Below are 15,043 nucleotides of genomic sequence, written 5' to 3' on the forward strand. Positions count from 1 at the left end.
TTTTAACTATGAAAAAATGAGGGTTTTTATAAATGTGTAACGTACACCTTTTCAAAATTGTCATTTGTCGAAATAATGATTAGTTAACAAACCCTATTATTAAATTTAACATGTTATTAACTCAAAAAACAACTATATGATTAAAGATGTACTAAAATTACTGTTGGTAGTTTGCCTGTTCGGATTTCAAAGTCTGCAGGCACAAACAACAGTAAAAGGGACTATCACAGATGCTTCCAGCGGAATTCCAATCCCGGGAGCGAATGTTGTGGTAAAAGGAACAAAAGCCAGTGTGTCAACAGATTTTGATGGGAAGTACAGTATTAATGTTCCAAACCAGTCAGCAGTATTAGTATTCTCTTATGTAGGCTCAGCTACAAAAGAAATCCCTGTTGGAACTCAGACTACCCTCAATGTTACGATGGGCGCAGACACCAACCAGTTAGGCGAGGTAGTCGTAACCGCTCTTGGTATTAAAAGAGAGAAAAAATCGATTACTTATTCTGCGCAGAATATTGCTGTAGATGAGCTTTCAGAAGCAAGATCACTAAACGTTGCCAACTCACTTTCCGGTAAAGTTGCAGGTCTTAACTTCTCGACTACTTCAAACGGGGTTGGAAGTTCATCAAGAATAACACTTAGGGGAAATAGATCCCTTAATGGGAACAACCAGCCGCTTTATGTAGTGGATGGTGTGCCAATCAGTAACGGAACTACCACTGGTAATCCTGATATTGATACGGGAGGAACCACTCAGCCTGATGGTATTTCGAACATCAACCCGGAAGATATTGCTTCTATGACGGTTCTTAAAGGACCTTCTGCAGCAGCTCTTTACGGAAACAGAGCGAGTAATGGTGTTATTATCATTACGACTAAATCGGGTAAAGCTGGAAAAACTTCGATTTCCTTGTCTTCTAATTTTATGGCTTCTTCCGCTTATAACTTAACCAATTTCCAAAACGAATACGGTCAGGGAGACGGAGGAGTTTACAATCCGATTTCTGTATCAAGCTGGGGAGCAAAACTGGACGGACGTCAGGTTTCAGCCTGGCAATTAGCCCGTAATCCTAATTACGCAGGTCCGGCAACTACAAGTTATACACCACAACCGGATAATGTTATTGACTTTTATAAAACAGGGTATAACCTTGCTAATACCCTGTCTGTTACCACAGGAAATGAAAAAGCTCAGGGATATTTCTCTTACACAAACACTCGTGCAGAAGGTATTGTGGGCGGTAATGCTTTAGACAGACATAACCTGAACCTAAGACTGACCAGTAAATTATCAGACAAACTTTCTTTGGATGTAAAAACAAACTACATCGTTCAGAACATCGATAATTTATTAAGAACCGGTGAAGAGTCTATTGGTACCTCTGCTTATTTATTGCCTCGTAGTATTAAGTTTAACGAGTACAAAGATTTTGAATACACGGATGCTGCAGGACAATTGCAACAAAACTATTTCATAGACGAAGCAGGTTCTCCTGGTGGAAATCCATACTGGTCTGCCTTACGTGATGATTCCCGTAAAGACAAAAGAAACAGATTTATTGGTCTTGCCTCTCTTAAATATGACCTTACAAATACGTTAAGCCTACAGGTGAGAACCGGTTTAGATCAAATGACGAATAAATTAGTCAGAAACAGATATGCAACAAGAGCATTTAACAACAACTTAGGTTCCTATAGTGAGTCATATGAAACCGTAAGTGAGTTTAATACAGATGCATTACTTTCGTACAAAGAAACATTCGGCGATTTTACAATTGGTCTTAATGCCGGTGCCAACATGTTGAAACAATCCAGCTCAGCATTAAATTCCGGTGGGGTTTTAAGTAAAAGAAACTATTTTTCTTTGATCAATGTAGCGACAGTTCAGTCTGTTTCAACCATGTCAGAAAAACAAGTTAATTCCGTTTACGGGTTTTCTCAAATCGGATTCAGAAATTACCTGTTCTTAGATTTAACAGCAAGAAATGACTGGTCTTCTGCATTACCGTCACAAAACAGATCATTCTTTTATCCTTCAGTAGGTCTTTCTGCTGTACTATCAGATATGGTCACTTTGCCGGAAGTGATCAGCTTTACTAAAATAAGAGGTTCTTACGCAAAAGTGGGTAATGATACAGATCCTTATCAGACAAGTTCACAATTATCTTATATTGGTGGTAACGGTGGTATGTTATATTCTCAGACTACAGCTGCAAATCCTAACCTTAGACCTGAAATGTCAAGTTCTACAGAGTTTGGTGCAGACGTGAGATTTTTTAAAAACCGTTTGGGATTAGATTTTACGTATTTCCAGACCAAAACTTCAGATCAGATTTTCTATATCAATACGCCTGAATCTTCTTCAAAATCAAGAGCAGTGTTAAACGGTGGTGACATCGAAAACAAAGGTATCGAGCTGACTCTTACGGCAACACCAATCCAGACCGAAAATTTCTCCTGGGATATTATGGCGAATTACGCGTCTTATAAATCAAAAATTACGTCTATTTACGATAACAGAGAAGAATTGGTTATTGGTGAAGGAAGGTTAGTGAGAAGTAAAGTAATCAAAGGAGGAGAGTACGGAGATTTATACATCAAAGGATTCCAAAGAAGCCCTGACGGTCAGATTATTGTAAACGCTGCAGGTATCCCTTTGGCAACAGATGATTTTAGCGTTCGTGCCGGTAATTTCAATCCGGACTGGACCGCTGGTTTTAAAAATAATTTCAGATACAAAGATTTTTCGCTAAGTTTCCTTGTGGATTTCAGAATTGGAGGAGAAGTGATTTCTTATAGTCAGGCAAGAGAAGCCGGCTTAGGAGTAAGTGATGTAACTTTAGCCGGAAGAGAAGGTGGTATTGTGGTACCTGGTGTGGTTTCGAATGGAAACGGAACGTATTCTCAAAATACGACAAGTATTACAGCTGAACAATACTGGACAGCCATCGGCCAAAGAACACCGGTAGCAGAGCCTTTTATTTACGATGCGACAAACATCCGATTAAGAGAACTTGTATTTGGTTATTCATTGCCAAAACGTATGTTGTTGAACAGTGGTTTTGCTAATATCGATTTCTCAATAGTGGGCAGAAATTTATTTTTCTTCTTAAACGAAGCGAAATACTTTGATCCTGAAGCAGGAGCGGGTACAGGTAACTTACAGGGTATCGAGTCTTTCAATATTCCTTCAACGAGAGAATATGGTGTGAATGTGAAGTTTGGATTTTAATTTAAAAAAGAGAAAATATGAAAAATAATAGAATTAAAACAATAGGAGTGGTCATGTCGATGCTCTGTGTTTTTTCAAGCTGTACACAAGATTTTGATGAGATAAACACCAACAAAAATACGTTGACGGAAGATCAGTTAGATCCTACTCTTGCAGGTCCCGCATTTGCCTCAGCATTGTATGCCGGAATCCACAACGGATCTTACTCTTCACCGGGAGTAGATGATCAGGGAACCTGGGGTATTGCAACAGGTATCTTGCCTTCTACTTTTACACAATATTTAAGCTGTGGATATGGTACAGAAAGAAATGCATTTGTAAATGGTTATGAAGGACGCGGATGGTTGAGATTCTACACCGTTGCGGTACCGGCCTTAAACAATGCGATCAAAGCATCTGCAGGAAATGCTGACGCTCTTGCCGTATTAAAAATCTGGAAAGTATTCATGTACAATCAAATGACAGACGCTTACGGTCCGATTCCTTACACAGAAGCAGGGAACAATAAGGAAAAAGTGCCTTATGATAGTGTAGAATTTATTTATGCAGACTTTTTTAAACTGTTAGACGAAGCAAATGCTACCTTAAATGCTACTTCGGCAACAACAGTGGGTACACTTCAGCCTAATGACAGAATATATTCCGGAAATGTACAAAACTGGAAAAAATTCGGAAACAGTCTTAGACTTCGATTGGCCTTGAGAATTTCGGATATTGATCCTGCAAAAGCAAAAACTCAGGCGGAAGCTGCAGTAGCGGCAGGTGTTATAGAAACGAATGAGCAAAGTGCTACTTTTAAAGTGAGTAATATTACCCCAAACAACATGAATATGATTGTAAATGCCTGGGGGTATTATATGACCGCTTCAATGGAAAGTCTTTTGGTAGGATATGGTGATCCAAGATTGGCAAAATGGTTCTCTCCAATTGATACAGGTGTGTATCAGGGAAGACCGGTTGGAGGTTTACAAGGCCAGTTTGGAACTACTAAATTCTCTATGTTCAATAATGACGTATTAGGAAGTGGTGCTAATGGAAGTCTTAGTGAAACCAAAAACATTGAAGTCTTCATGGCTTCTGAAAACTATTTAAGCAGAGCCGAAGGTGCATTGAACGGATGGAACATGAGCGGTACTGCGCAAAGCCTGTACGAGCAGGGTATCGCTTTATCATTGAGACAATGGGGGATAACTGATGCCACCACTATCAGTAACTATATCTCAGGAACCTCTAAACCAAGCGTGCCAAATGTGGCAGCAACGTATCCAACATTAGGTTTACAAACTGTTCCTGTAACACTTCCTGTAGCATGGGATGCTTCTGTAGCGAACCAGCGTACACAAATTGCAGTTCAGAAATATTTAGCAATATTCCCTGAATCCTGGGAAGCATGGGCTGACTTACGAAGAAGTGATGCAAAAGTTATTTACCCGGTATTGAATACAGACAACCTGGACGCCGGAGTAGGGAAAAGCTTAATGAAACGTGTCATCTTTGTAACCAATGAATATTCATCAAACAGAGATGCCGTAAGAGATGCTATCTCAAAATTGGGTGGTCCTGATTCCGGAGGAACCAAACTTTGGTGGGATACAAAATAAGCAGTTTAAGTAAAGTTTAGTTTAAGGGATTCGTTACTTAACAAGGCAAAAAGGAGAGGTAACTCTCCTTTTGCTATTTGGTGATAATGTGATAATGAGATAATTTGAGAATGAGATAATTTGAGAATGAGAAAATGGGAGATGTGGGTGAAAACTTGAAACATGAAACTTGAAACCTGAAACATGAAACTTGAAACCTCAGAAACTGAAAATATAAATTAAAAATGATTTTAAAATGTAAACCTATAGTAATTCTATTTCTGGCGCTTGGTGTTTCCTGTACTTCCGTACCGAAGAAAAACTTGCAGGCAGCAAATATCACGGACACTTATATTGCCGCCGAACCTGTTACCCATAACAGCCATGCGGCAACTCTTGTCGAAATTAAGCCCAATCAGCTTATGGCGGCGTGGTTTGGTGGGAAATATGAAGGCGCAAAAGACGTGGGAATTTATTTTTCGCTGTATAAAGACAAAAAATGGTCCGTACCTCAGAATCTGATTCAGCCTGCCCTTATCAAAGGTGATACGTTGCCGTGCTGGAATCCGGTATTATTCAAAAGCAAAAGTGATCATTTGTATTTGTTTTATAAAGTCGGAAAAAATCCGAGAGAATGGTTCGGCGCCATCATTACGTCGAAAGATAATGGAGCGACCTGGAGTGCCGCAAAGTACCTGCCCGAAGGAATTCTCGGTCCAATCAAAAACAAACCAGTTGAGGTGGTTCCTGGCGTTATTTTATGCGGCAGCAGTACAGAAAGTACCGAAAACAACCAATGGCGGGTACATGTAGAAACGTACACAGAAGCAACCGATACCTGGGAGAAAATAGCGGTGGAAGACAAAAAACAGTTTGATGTAATTCAGCCCACGTTTTTAGTGCACTCCAATAGCACGATTCAGATGTTATCGCGAAGCAAACACAATAAAATAATAACAAGCTGGTCAAAAGACAATGGAAAAAACTGGGCGGAAACGGATAGTCTCAATGTGGTAAATTCCAATTCAGGAATTGATGCTTTAACGTTATCCAAAAAAGCTTTTTTACTGGTCAATAATCCATTGCCGCAGGGAAAAGACTGGTTTAACGGACGTAATATCCTGGACGTGGAATATTCTTCAGACGGAATGGTATGGAAAAGCTCTTTGATCTCGAAAACCAGAAGGGTGGAGAGTTCAGTTATCCCGCCATTATACAGACCACAGACGGAAAAATTCACGTTTTGTATACCTACAACAGAAAATATATCAAACATGTCACATTTGACGTCATTTGAATAAAAAGGGGAAGCGGTAACTTCCTCTTTTTTAATGCATATATTTCACAAAATTAATGATGTATTTGGTAGTCAGTTCCGGATATTGATGCTGCGGTCCGTGACCCGTTTCAGAATAGACGATCAGCTGTGCATTAACCATTTGATTAATGACAGGATACCAGTTTTCTACCGCAAAACTAATGTCATGATCTCCCGAAATAACCAGCACCGGTGTTTTTGTTTTTTTAAGCTGTTCCCTAAAGTTTAAAACATCTTCCCGAAAACCGTCTCCACCTGCGAAATACACCTGAAAAACATCCATAGTCGAAGGAATCTTTTTGACATCTATTTTTTTATGAATCCTTTCGTGCGAAGCTTTTGCAGCGGCGCGGCTTCTTTCTGATTTCGGTTCGAAAAACAAAACGACTTCATCCTCAAAATCATTGAGTGGTTTTAGGGCAGCATCCAGAAAAGCCTGCTCAAACGGAACCTCATTTTGACCCGGAGGATTGGTTCCCAGCAAAATAGCATGAGTGACCAGATTCGGATACAATAAAGTAGCGGCCTGAGCGACCAGTCCGCCGTAAGACCATCCTAAAACCATAAAAGTGCCCAGCTTCAGCCAGTCGGCAAGATCTTTAATGTCCTTCGCTACAATCGCAATGTCGGGCGCCATAGTCCCGCCGGAAGAACCAATTCCGGAGTAATCGAAAGTGATGACATTAAATCGTTTAGCCATCATTGTAATGAATAAAGGATCCCAGGTATCAAGAGTTCCTCGGAAACGGTTTACAAAAATGATCGTTTTTCCTTTGCCATACGAACGATATGCAATCTTTCGATCGCCCGTATCAGCAAAATGGGTCTCTGTTTCATAAAATTTTTTCATAATTATATTATAAAGATTGGAAAAAGATGAGTCGGTTTTTAAAGGGGATTTCTCCTGAAAAAATAAAATCCTTACTGCTCAGTTTTTCTGGTTGATTTAACGATCATCGAATCAGACAAAGATCAGACCAGATAGAAGAACGTGTAAAATGGGGATATTGCAGCTTTTACTACTTTTTGAATAATGGTATTTCGCTATTTTTTATTGATATTTCATGTATTGTCAAGGAAAAATCAAAATTGTTTAAATATAGTAAAATATTTAATAAACAAATATTAAGTAATTGTAATTCAGTGTTTTGATTTTGTTAAGTTGCTGCTTTAATCGGGTCTGGCGTGGTGTTAGATATAAAATTAATAGCCTCCGGCTTTAGCCGGAGGTTCTAATAAGGCAGTGCTGGCTTTAGCCGAATTCCGAAAAGAGTTTTGAATTGAGACCTATAGTTTTATTTGGCTAAAGCCTTGAAAGGAGTTCATTTGAACCTCCAGCTAAAGCAGGAGGCAATTCAAGTCATATTGAAAAAATAACCTTTAGATTCGGACAATGTTTTAAAATACATAGAATTCGGATAACAGTGGTCCTGAGCTAAACTGATAAATAAAAAAAATGCCTCTGAAAGTGCCGTGTAAGCAATTTCAAAAGCATTTTTAATAAAGCAGAAATCAGTAGTTATTTAATTTCTGTTATGAATTCATTTTGTGGAGTTCTCACTTTTTTCATGTTTACCAGCCAGTCGTTTGCCTCATCTCTGTAACCAAGCGTAAGAATGACAGCACTTTTAAGACCAAGTTCGTTCAGGCCTAATAATTTATCTACTTCAGCAGGCACAAACCCTTCCATAGGAGTCGCATCAACTTTTTGCTCAGCAGCGGCAGCGATGGCAAGACCAAACGAAATATAAGCTTGTTTTGCTGCATGAATAGCATGCCATTCCTGACCAAGAGGCTCGTACATTCCCCAAAGCATTTTTTTATAATCGTCCATGGCTTCTGCCGGTAATCCTCTTTCTTTAACGGTTCTGTCGAATACCGCTGAAATTTTTTCCAAAGAATAGCTATCCCAGGCTGCGAAAACCAATACATGCGATGCATCAGTAATCTGACTCTGGTCAAAACCGACAGCCCTGATTTTTTCCTGTAATTCTTTATTCGAAATTACGAAAATCTGATAAGGCTGTAAACCGGATGAGGAAGGAGCTAGTTTTGCTGCTTCAAGGATATAATCTAATTTCTCCTGCGGAACAATTTGTCCGTTCATTTTTTTGGTAGCATAACGCCACTGAAGTGCTTCTATTAAGGCCATATTTTTATTAAAGTTTAAAATTCCTGTCAAAAGTAAAGACTTTAAGTTTATTTTTGTCATCTGATTACCAAAAGTAACTGTGACATCGGGGTAACTAACTAACATACTATGATAAAAGAGCCAGAACACGACCAGCAAAAATGCAACAAAAACATCATGGCTGTGCACGATGCCATGGATATTCTCAACGGAAGATGGAAGATTTCGATTATTGCTTCCCTTTGTTTTAATACTTTACGATTTACCGATCTTTTAAGGGAAGTGGAAGGCATTTCGGGTAAGATGCTGAGCAGGGAACTCAAAAATCTGGAAGAAAACCAATTAGTAACGCGAACGGTTTTAAACACACAGCCCATAACGGTCGAATATGAGCTGACGGAATATGGGCATACCTTAAAAGAAGTGATCGAATCACTGGCAAAATGGGGTCACAACCATAGAAAAAAAATAACAGGTAAACTGTAATATTTACCTGCTGCGCTCCGAAACACGCTGAAAAAAGCCTTGTGTCGCTAATTTTTGTTCGGCTTCTTCGATGGCTTTTAAAAGATTGTTTTGGTTATCAGCAATTTCGGCCAGCGTGTTTTTCATGACCGTCCACACCGGCTGCATTTTTTCAACCAGTTCTTTTCCTTTTGGAGTCAGCACAATTAATCTTTTTCGCTCGTCTGATTTATCTTTTTTAGAACTGATGATTTTTAGTTTTTCAAGCTCTTTCAGTAAACTGATCGTCGAAGGGTGAGAATAACCAATTTCGTTTGCAATTTCAACCACGCTCAGCATTTCTTTGATATGTAAAGTATAAATTACAGGAAACCACTTAGGCTCAAAATCAATATCAAAAGATTTATAAACCAAAGCACCATCTTTACGCAATTGCTCACTTAAGCGCTGTAATCGGGTTGACAGCGCAAGAGTTCCTATTTCATCAATTATATTCATTTGGTCTGATTTAGTTGTAAGTGACAGAACACATTGTCAGGTCTCATTATTGGAAAATCATCCGGTAGTGTTTCTTTTGGGATGGTAATGAAATTATTCCTTTCATAAAATCGCAATGCAGCCTGTAATATAGTAACGGTTCCTAAATATAAGTTTTTTAAGCCGTTTTCTTCACTATATTGTATTAATTGTTCCAATAGTTGCTGGGCGATACTATATTCTTTTCCTCTGAATTCTTTTCGCACAAACATCTTTCTGATGGCTCCGGCTTCTGCACTGAATTTTACCAAAGCTATAGTCCCCACCAGTTTTCCATCAATAAAAGCACCCAGGAAACAGCCTCCCGACTCGAAATAAAAGTCTTTGATGTTTAATAAATCGGGCTGATCTTCAAGGGTAATCGGCACATTGAATTCCTTCTGCTGAATATTTAAAATCAAATCAACGATTTCTTTTTCATATTCATTCTGGATAAGTTTTATTTCCATTTTTATTTCAGATTAGATATAGGTACAAAACTACGTAGTTGAATACATATATCCAAATAAAAAAACTGAAAAGTACATAAAAAGACTTTTCAGTTAATGATTATGGTCATTGATCAAAGATGAAAAACTTCATTCTTCATCTCTGATAAATTGTTCTTCTTATTTTGCAATTTTATAGATTTTAGCATTTGCACCATCTGTAACAGCATACAAAGCGCCGTCTTTTCCTTCTAAGACATCTCTAAAACGGCTGTTGGCAGCTGTAAGTAATCTTTCTTCGGCCACTACCACATTGTCTTTAAGTACAAGTCGTACCACATGCTGACCGCTTAATGCAGCAGCAAATAAATTATTTTTCCACTCCGGAATTAAATTTCCTGAGTAAAAAGTAATTCCGCTTGGCGAAACTACAGGATCCCAGTAATAAACCGGTTGTTCCATACCGCTTTTGGTTGTAATACCATCCCCGATTTTTGCACCGCTGTATTCAAGACCATAGGTAATGGTTGGCCAGCCGTAATTTTTGCCAGCTGCAACTCTGTTGATTTCATCACCTCCAAGCGGACCATGTTCTGACTCCCAAAGTTCTCCGGTTACAGGATGTATGGCAAGTCCCTGAGGATTTCTGTGTCCGTAGGAATAAATTTCAGGCAAAACTCCAGTTTGTCCGATAAAAGGATTTCCCGCAGCAGGTTCACCGTTTTTGGTAATACGTACAATTTTACCCAGAGCAGCATCTAACTTTTGAGCCAAAGGTCTTGATTCCAGTTCAGAACGTTCTCCTGTACTCACAAAAAGATTTCCCTGTGCATCCCAGACTAAACGTGAGCCATAGTGTTTTGCACTGTTAAATTCCGGAATAGCTTTATAGATTGTAACGGCACCTTCGATTTTGGTTTCATCAGCAGACAATTTTCCTTTTGCAACAGCGGTAGCAGTCCCGCCACTTCCCTGAAAAGCATAACTCCAATAGATCATTCTGTTCGTTGCAAAGGCAGGATCAACGGCAACATCAAGTAAACCTCCCTGTTCTGCATTATTTACAGGTAATATTCCGGTAATCGCAGCGCCAACAGTTCCGGACTGAGTAACAATTCTCATGGTACCTGCTTTTTGAGTTACTATAATTCTTCCGTCAGGTAAATTATCCATTCCCCATGGATTGGTCAGACCTTCTGCAAAAACTTTACTGGTATAAGCTGTTTCGGTTTTTATCCCGGCAATTCTGGTTTGTCCTTTAAATGCCGGAGCATAAGTGGAGTTTGCAGGTTTCGTTTCTACCGGAGGAAGTGTCCCGACAGGTACATCATCGTCGTCATCACCATCATTATTGTTATCGTCATTATTGCAGGATAACTGGGTAAGTGCTAAGAATAAAACAGAAAGATATACGAAAATATTCTGCTTTTTTAGAAATGGGTTTTTCATAATGTAAATTTTTTAATGTTAAAATTAAGGCAATATAAATATAACCCTCTTTAAGATAATTTTATTATTTTGTGATTTACATAATTCCCATGTTTGGGGTAAGAAGGGTGTTAAAATTGAAAATACAGATCTGTTTATGAGTGTATTACGGTTTTTAGTTTTTCTAAATTTTAAAAAACTAAAACAATTCTAACTGATTTCCTGGATTTGCAGGTTTGGTTTTTGGAGGTTTGGCCTCGCCAAAAATAGTTCTTCCACCGTAGAGATGTGATTCGTTTCTTTCTTTTTGAATCAAAGCATCAAAATTAGTATTTGGGGTAAAACCTTCTTCTGCGTTTCGGGAAATTTCAGATAATTTTCGAATCGCATCGACTTTATCACTGTTGCCAATTTTGGCACGGTTAATTGCTCTTTGTAAAGTCGTAATTGTTTCATCGTAAATCTTTAACGGAACGGGGAAAGGATGACCGTCTTTTCCGCCGTGCGCAAAAGAAAAGCGGGCAGGATCCTCAAAACGTGTTGGTGTTCCGTAAATAATTTCGCTTACTAAGGCTAAGGATTGTAAGGCTCTTGGTCCCATTCCTTTTAGAAGCAGCAGTTCCTCAAAATCTTTCGGTTTGTTTTCGTGTGTCGCCCATAACATGGCACCGAGTCGTTTCATATTAACATCTTCCATTCTGACATCGTGATGGGACGGCATAGAGAGATGCTGCATTTCCTTCATGATTTTGGTCGGGGATTCTTTCGATAATTCTAAAATACCAGCCCTGGATTTCTCTGCGGTTCCGGCGGTAAGATTAAGGATGGAACCCTGATTTTCGCCATAGATAAAGGTATGAGGTTCGTTGATAAAGGATTTTAAATCCTGGGAATGCCAGTGGTATCTTCTGGCCGTTTTGGAATTCGGGTTCATTCCCTGCTGGATCACCGCCCATTGTCCTTTATTATCCACAATAAAATTATGCTGGTACAACTGAAAACCATCCTGAATGGCCGTGTTGTCTACTTTGGCAGTAAGCCTGCTGCAATTCGCCAGATCATTACCGTCAAGCCCGGTTCTTTCGCCTACAAACAAAAGTTCTTTCGGAGTGAGCATGGAATGTTTGCCTTTTCCGCCACAGATATAAATTCCGAGTTCTTTTGAATGTGGATTGACGGATTTTTTTAAAGCACCCAAAACCGAAGTCGTTATTCCCGAAGAGTGCCAGTCCATGCCCATAACTGCCCCAAAACTCTGAAACCAGAACGGATTGCTCAGCTTGCTGATAACTTCAGAGGTTGAAAATTCCATGGCAATGGTCTCGACGATCGCAAAGCCAAGTTTTGACATACGGTCAGCGAGCCATAAAGGAACATGTCCATAATGTAAAGGAAGATCTGCCGTACCGGAACGTTTCATAGAGAAGATTTGGATGGCTGTAAAATTACAAAAAAAGAGAAGGGAAAGCTGTTAAAGGATTATCCGGTTTTAGACAGGAAAGGATGAATTTGAAGGTTTTTGTTAAAAGGAAAATAGGTCTTGCCAGGAACATTTCCTATCGATTCCATCGGGCCGGAGAATATCCCAGTGAAATGCCGCCCCAGTAATGAAAATCTTTACCTCCGCTATATTCCCTGCTTCTTCCGTATAGGGCATATTTTAAATAAAACCGGTCTTTGATCAATAGATTTACTCCGGCACTAACATCAAATACAATGCGATTGACATCGCTATGCGGAATTTTATAAATGCTGTGATCGCTGAACAGTAACCCTTCTAACGTAGCGTTGTAAGCCACAGCCCTGATTTCAGGTGTGATAAAAACATTCATTCGGATGGCAGGAAAAATAAGATTTGTTTTTTTTAGAAAAGTGCCCGGAACACTGGGAGAATAGTCCTGCATAATGCCGCTGTTTAGATTAAACAGATTTATTTTTACTCCTCCTTTTACATTGGCAGTATAGTTTCCGGCTTCTGCTCCGGCACGCAAACGCAATTGGAGCCAGCTGCATTTTCCATCGGGATTAAGTCCCGCAAAGACGGGATACTCCAGTCGTGCATTATAATTAAAAATAAAAGATCCTTTGTATCCTATCTGATTGTCCCAGCCCATGGGCACATCCCGTGTGGATCCGAACCAATGATGTTTATGAATGTAAGATTGTGCATTGCCGGGCAGGGAAGTACCTATGGCACCAATGACAATTTCACTTTGCAACACGGCTCCCGTGACCAGATTATAGGAAGTGTTTCCGAAATTCAGGAACATGAGGGAAGCGTAAGGCCTGTCGTTGGTTATAGGTTCTGATGCTGCTAAATTTTGGGGTGTGTACGCTGTTCCTCCAATGCCAATGTGCTGAATCGTCAGTGATTCTTCCGGTTTTTTGTATTTAAAAAAAGGAAACCATTTTACCAGTTCAGCAAACTGCACTTCTAATTTGGCACTTCCGGTATAATTTTCATCTTTATTATTAATGGCTAAAAAATCATTTTCAGTGGTAAAGAGTACCTGAAAACCCTTTCCCTGAGCCTTTACATCAGAAAGAAAAAGCAGCAGTACGATCAATAATACAGGACGAAATAAGGAATTGCTATTCATATTATCAGGCTTTAATATGGTAAGTAGTTGATGTGTCTTTGGTTTGATATTTATTTCTTTATGCTAAAATAGAGAGAAAATGAGTACAATTTTTAAAATTAGCCCAAACTTTAAAGTAAAAAACCTGTAAACAATATATTTACAGGTTTTTTTAAGTTTATATGTAAAGCAAAATCTTAATACTTAATTTAATTTTCGAAAGCATACCGATTTCGATTGAAATACTAATTTTACGGCTACTTATTGCTAATTGATGCTATGGCACTTTGGTATTCTTCATCTGTGACAACCTGAAGCCAGGTGACCTGCAAATCGTCTTTGTAGTTTGTAATGGCAATATGGGTCATGTTTGTATTTTCTGAAGCTCCATGCCAGTGTTCGACATCCTCCGGAATATTGATCACATCCCCTTTTTTAATAATCTTGGCCGGTTGATTTTTTTCCTGATAATATCCCTGGCCTTCAGTAACAAGTAAGACCTGACCTTTAGGATGTGTATGCCAGTTAGTTCGCGCTTTGGCATCAAAGCTGACACTTCCTGCCGAAAATTCGTTGTTTTTGTCTCTCGCGATTAGTGCTGTTAAAAAAGCTTCTCCGCTAAACCAGTCATTAGGTAATTTGTTGCCTTTTGGAAAAAGGGTATCGTTATTTTCGGTCGTCATTTTTTTCTGAATTTTTAATTATACAAGCCGGTAACTAAAGTTGCTGGCGGCCTGGTATAAAGTTAAGAGTTGAATTTTAATTAACTTCAGTTTTTTAGATAAAATCAGACTAAGAATATTTCAATTCACTTGTAAACTAAGCCACTTTTTCAAGAACCGGCATCGTTGCATGAGCGATAGACAATGTCAACGGATCTAAATGACCTGCGAAGAAAGTGTCTAAAAGTTCTTTAAAGATAGGATTTGCATTTTCAACCTGACTAAAGAGTGTAAGTGAGGAACGCAATTTTCGGGCGTCTAACTCCCCAAGGATACCTTCGGCAGATTTCTTTTTACATTGCAATAAAAGCTGTGCGATTTCGACGAGATGTTTTTCTAAAATAGGATGCTGAAGATAAGCTGTCGCTTCTTTCAGATCTGCAATAGAATAATAATCGGCTATACTGCTTTTACCCAGTCCTTTTATCTGGGGAAAGATAAACCACATCCAGTGTGATTCTTTTTTCCCTTTTTTAATTTCCGAAAAGGCAGTAAGATATAATTTGTTTTGTGCGTCTAAAAAGCGGGTTAAATCATTATTTGCGTAAGCCATGGTCGAATGTATTTATGATAAAGGTTGTGGTGAAATCCTGTTTTTATCTCTTAAAAGACATTTCAAAAAT

13 protein-coding genes are annotated in these 15,043 nt (G+C 38.9%); 4 read left to right on the forward strand and 9 right to left on the reverse strand.

Translation table 11 applies throughout. The features are described 5' to 3' along the window. The first annotated feature begins 136 nt into the window (after window positions 1-136). The 3 genes from D0817_RS16935 (at window position 137) to D0817_RS16945 (ending at window position 6,113) form a co-directional block, all read left to right on the forward strand. Window positions 137-3,232: a SusC/RagA family TonB-linked outer membrane protein gene (locus D0817_RS16935; RefSeq protein ID WP_127339561.1), complete on the forward strand. Its 3,096-nt coding sequence runs from the start codon at window positions 137-139 to the stop codon at window positions 3,230-3,232. A gap of 17 nt (window positions 3,233-3,249) precedes the next feature. Further along, window positions 3,250-4,833 carry a SusD/RagB family nutrient-binding outer membrane lipoprotein gene (locus D0817_RS16940; protein WP_127339562.1) on the forward strand — a complete coding sequence of 528 codons (1,584 nt, stop codon included), beginning with the start codon at window positions 3,250-3,252 and terminating at the stop codon, window positions 4,831-4,833. Between the two features lie 224 nt (window positions 4,834-5,057). Then, on the forward strand, window positions 5,058-6,113 hold the full coding sequence (locus D0817_RS16945) for a sialidase family protein (protein ID WP_238160899.1): 1,056 nt from the start codon (window positions 5,058-5,060) through the stop codon (window positions 6,111-6,113). Between the two features lie 27 nt (window positions 6,114-6,140). Here the strand turns inward: D0817_RS16945 and D0817_RS16950 are convergent, their stop codons facing one another. After that, window positions 6,141-6,980: an alpha/beta fold hydrolase gene (locus D0817_RS16950; protein WP_127339563.1), complete on the reverse strand. Its 840-nt coding sequence runs from the start codon at window positions 6,978-6,980 to the stop codon at window positions 6,141-6,143. Window positions 6,981-7,649: 669 nt separating this feature from the next. Then, a complete protein-coding gene (locus tag D0817_RS16955) occupies window positions 7,650-8,282 on the reverse strand; it encodes an NAD(P)H-dependent oxidoreductase (protein ID WP_127339564.1) in 633 nt (210 codons plus the stop codon). 108 nt (window positions 8,283-8,390) lie between these two features. Here D0817_RS16955 and D0817_RS16960 point away from each other — a divergent pair, with 108 nt between their 5' ends. Beyond that, on the forward strand, window positions 8,391-8,747 hold the full coding sequence (locus D0817_RS16960; RefSeq protein WP_202866490.1) for a winged helix-turn-helix transcriptional regulator: 357 nt from the start codon (window positions 8,391-8,393) through the stop codon (window positions 8,745-8,747). Between the two features lie 3 nt (window positions 8,748-8,750). Here D0817_RS16960 and D0817_RS16965 read toward each other — a convergent pair whose 3' ends face one another. From D0817_RS16965 to D0817_RS16995, 7 genes are all read right to left on the reverse strand, one after another. Continuing rightward, window positions 8,751-9,224: a MarR family winged helix-turn-helix transcriptional regulator gene (locus D0817_RS16965; RefSeq protein ID WP_127339565.1), complete on the reverse strand. Its 474-nt coding sequence runs from the start codon at window positions 9,222-9,224 to the stop codon at window positions 8,751-8,753. Next, window positions 9,221-9,712 (reverse strand): GNAT family N-acetyltransferase, encoded by a 492-nt coding sequence (locus tag D0817_RS16970; protein ID WP_127339566.1) that lies wholly within the window; start codon window positions 9,710-9,712, stop codon window positions 9,221-9,223. Before D0817_RS16970 ends, D0817_RS16965 begins: the two co-directional genes overlap by 4 nt. A 159-nt stretch (window positions 9,713-9,871) precedes the next feature. Beyond that, window positions 9,872-11,140, reverse strand: a complete 1,269-nt coding sequence (locus D0817_RS16975) for a PQQ-dependent sugar dehydrogenase (protein ID WP_127339567.1) — start codon at window positions 11,138-11,140, stop codon at window positions 9,872-9,874. Window positions 11,141-11,318: 178 nt separating this feature from the next. Further along, window positions 11,319-12,539: a DUF763 domain-containing protein gene (locus D0817_RS16980; protein WP_127339568.1), complete on the reverse strand. Its 1,221-nt coding sequence runs from the start codon at window positions 12,537-12,539 to the stop codon at window positions 11,319-11,321. 136 nt (window positions 12,540-12,675) lie between these two features. Next, window positions 12,676-13,719, reverse strand: coding sequence for a lipid A deacylase LpxR family protein (locus D0817_RS16985; RefSeq protein WP_127339569.1), 1,044 nt, complete (start codon window positions 13,717-13,719; stop codon window positions 12,676-12,678). Between the two features lie 236 nt (window positions 13,720-13,955). Beyond that, window positions 13,956-14,381: a (R)-mandelonitrile lyase gene (locus D0817_RS16990; RefSeq protein WP_127339570.1), complete on the reverse strand. Its 426-nt coding sequence runs from the start codon at window positions 14,379-14,381 to the stop codon at window positions 13,956-13,958. Between the two features lie 136 nt (window positions 14,382-14,517). After that, entirely contained in the window at window positions 14,518-14,973 is a 456-nt protein-coding gene (locus D0817_RS16995) for a DUF1810 domain-containing protein (protein ID WP_127339571.1), read from the reverse strand. Window positions 14,974-15,043: the final 70 nt, after the last annotated feature.

This window comes from Flavobacterium cupreum (genome assembly GCF_003996965.1).
Lineage (GTDB): Bacteria > Bacteroidota > Bacteroidia > Flavobacteriales > Flavobacteriaceae > Flavobacterium > Flavobacterium cupreum.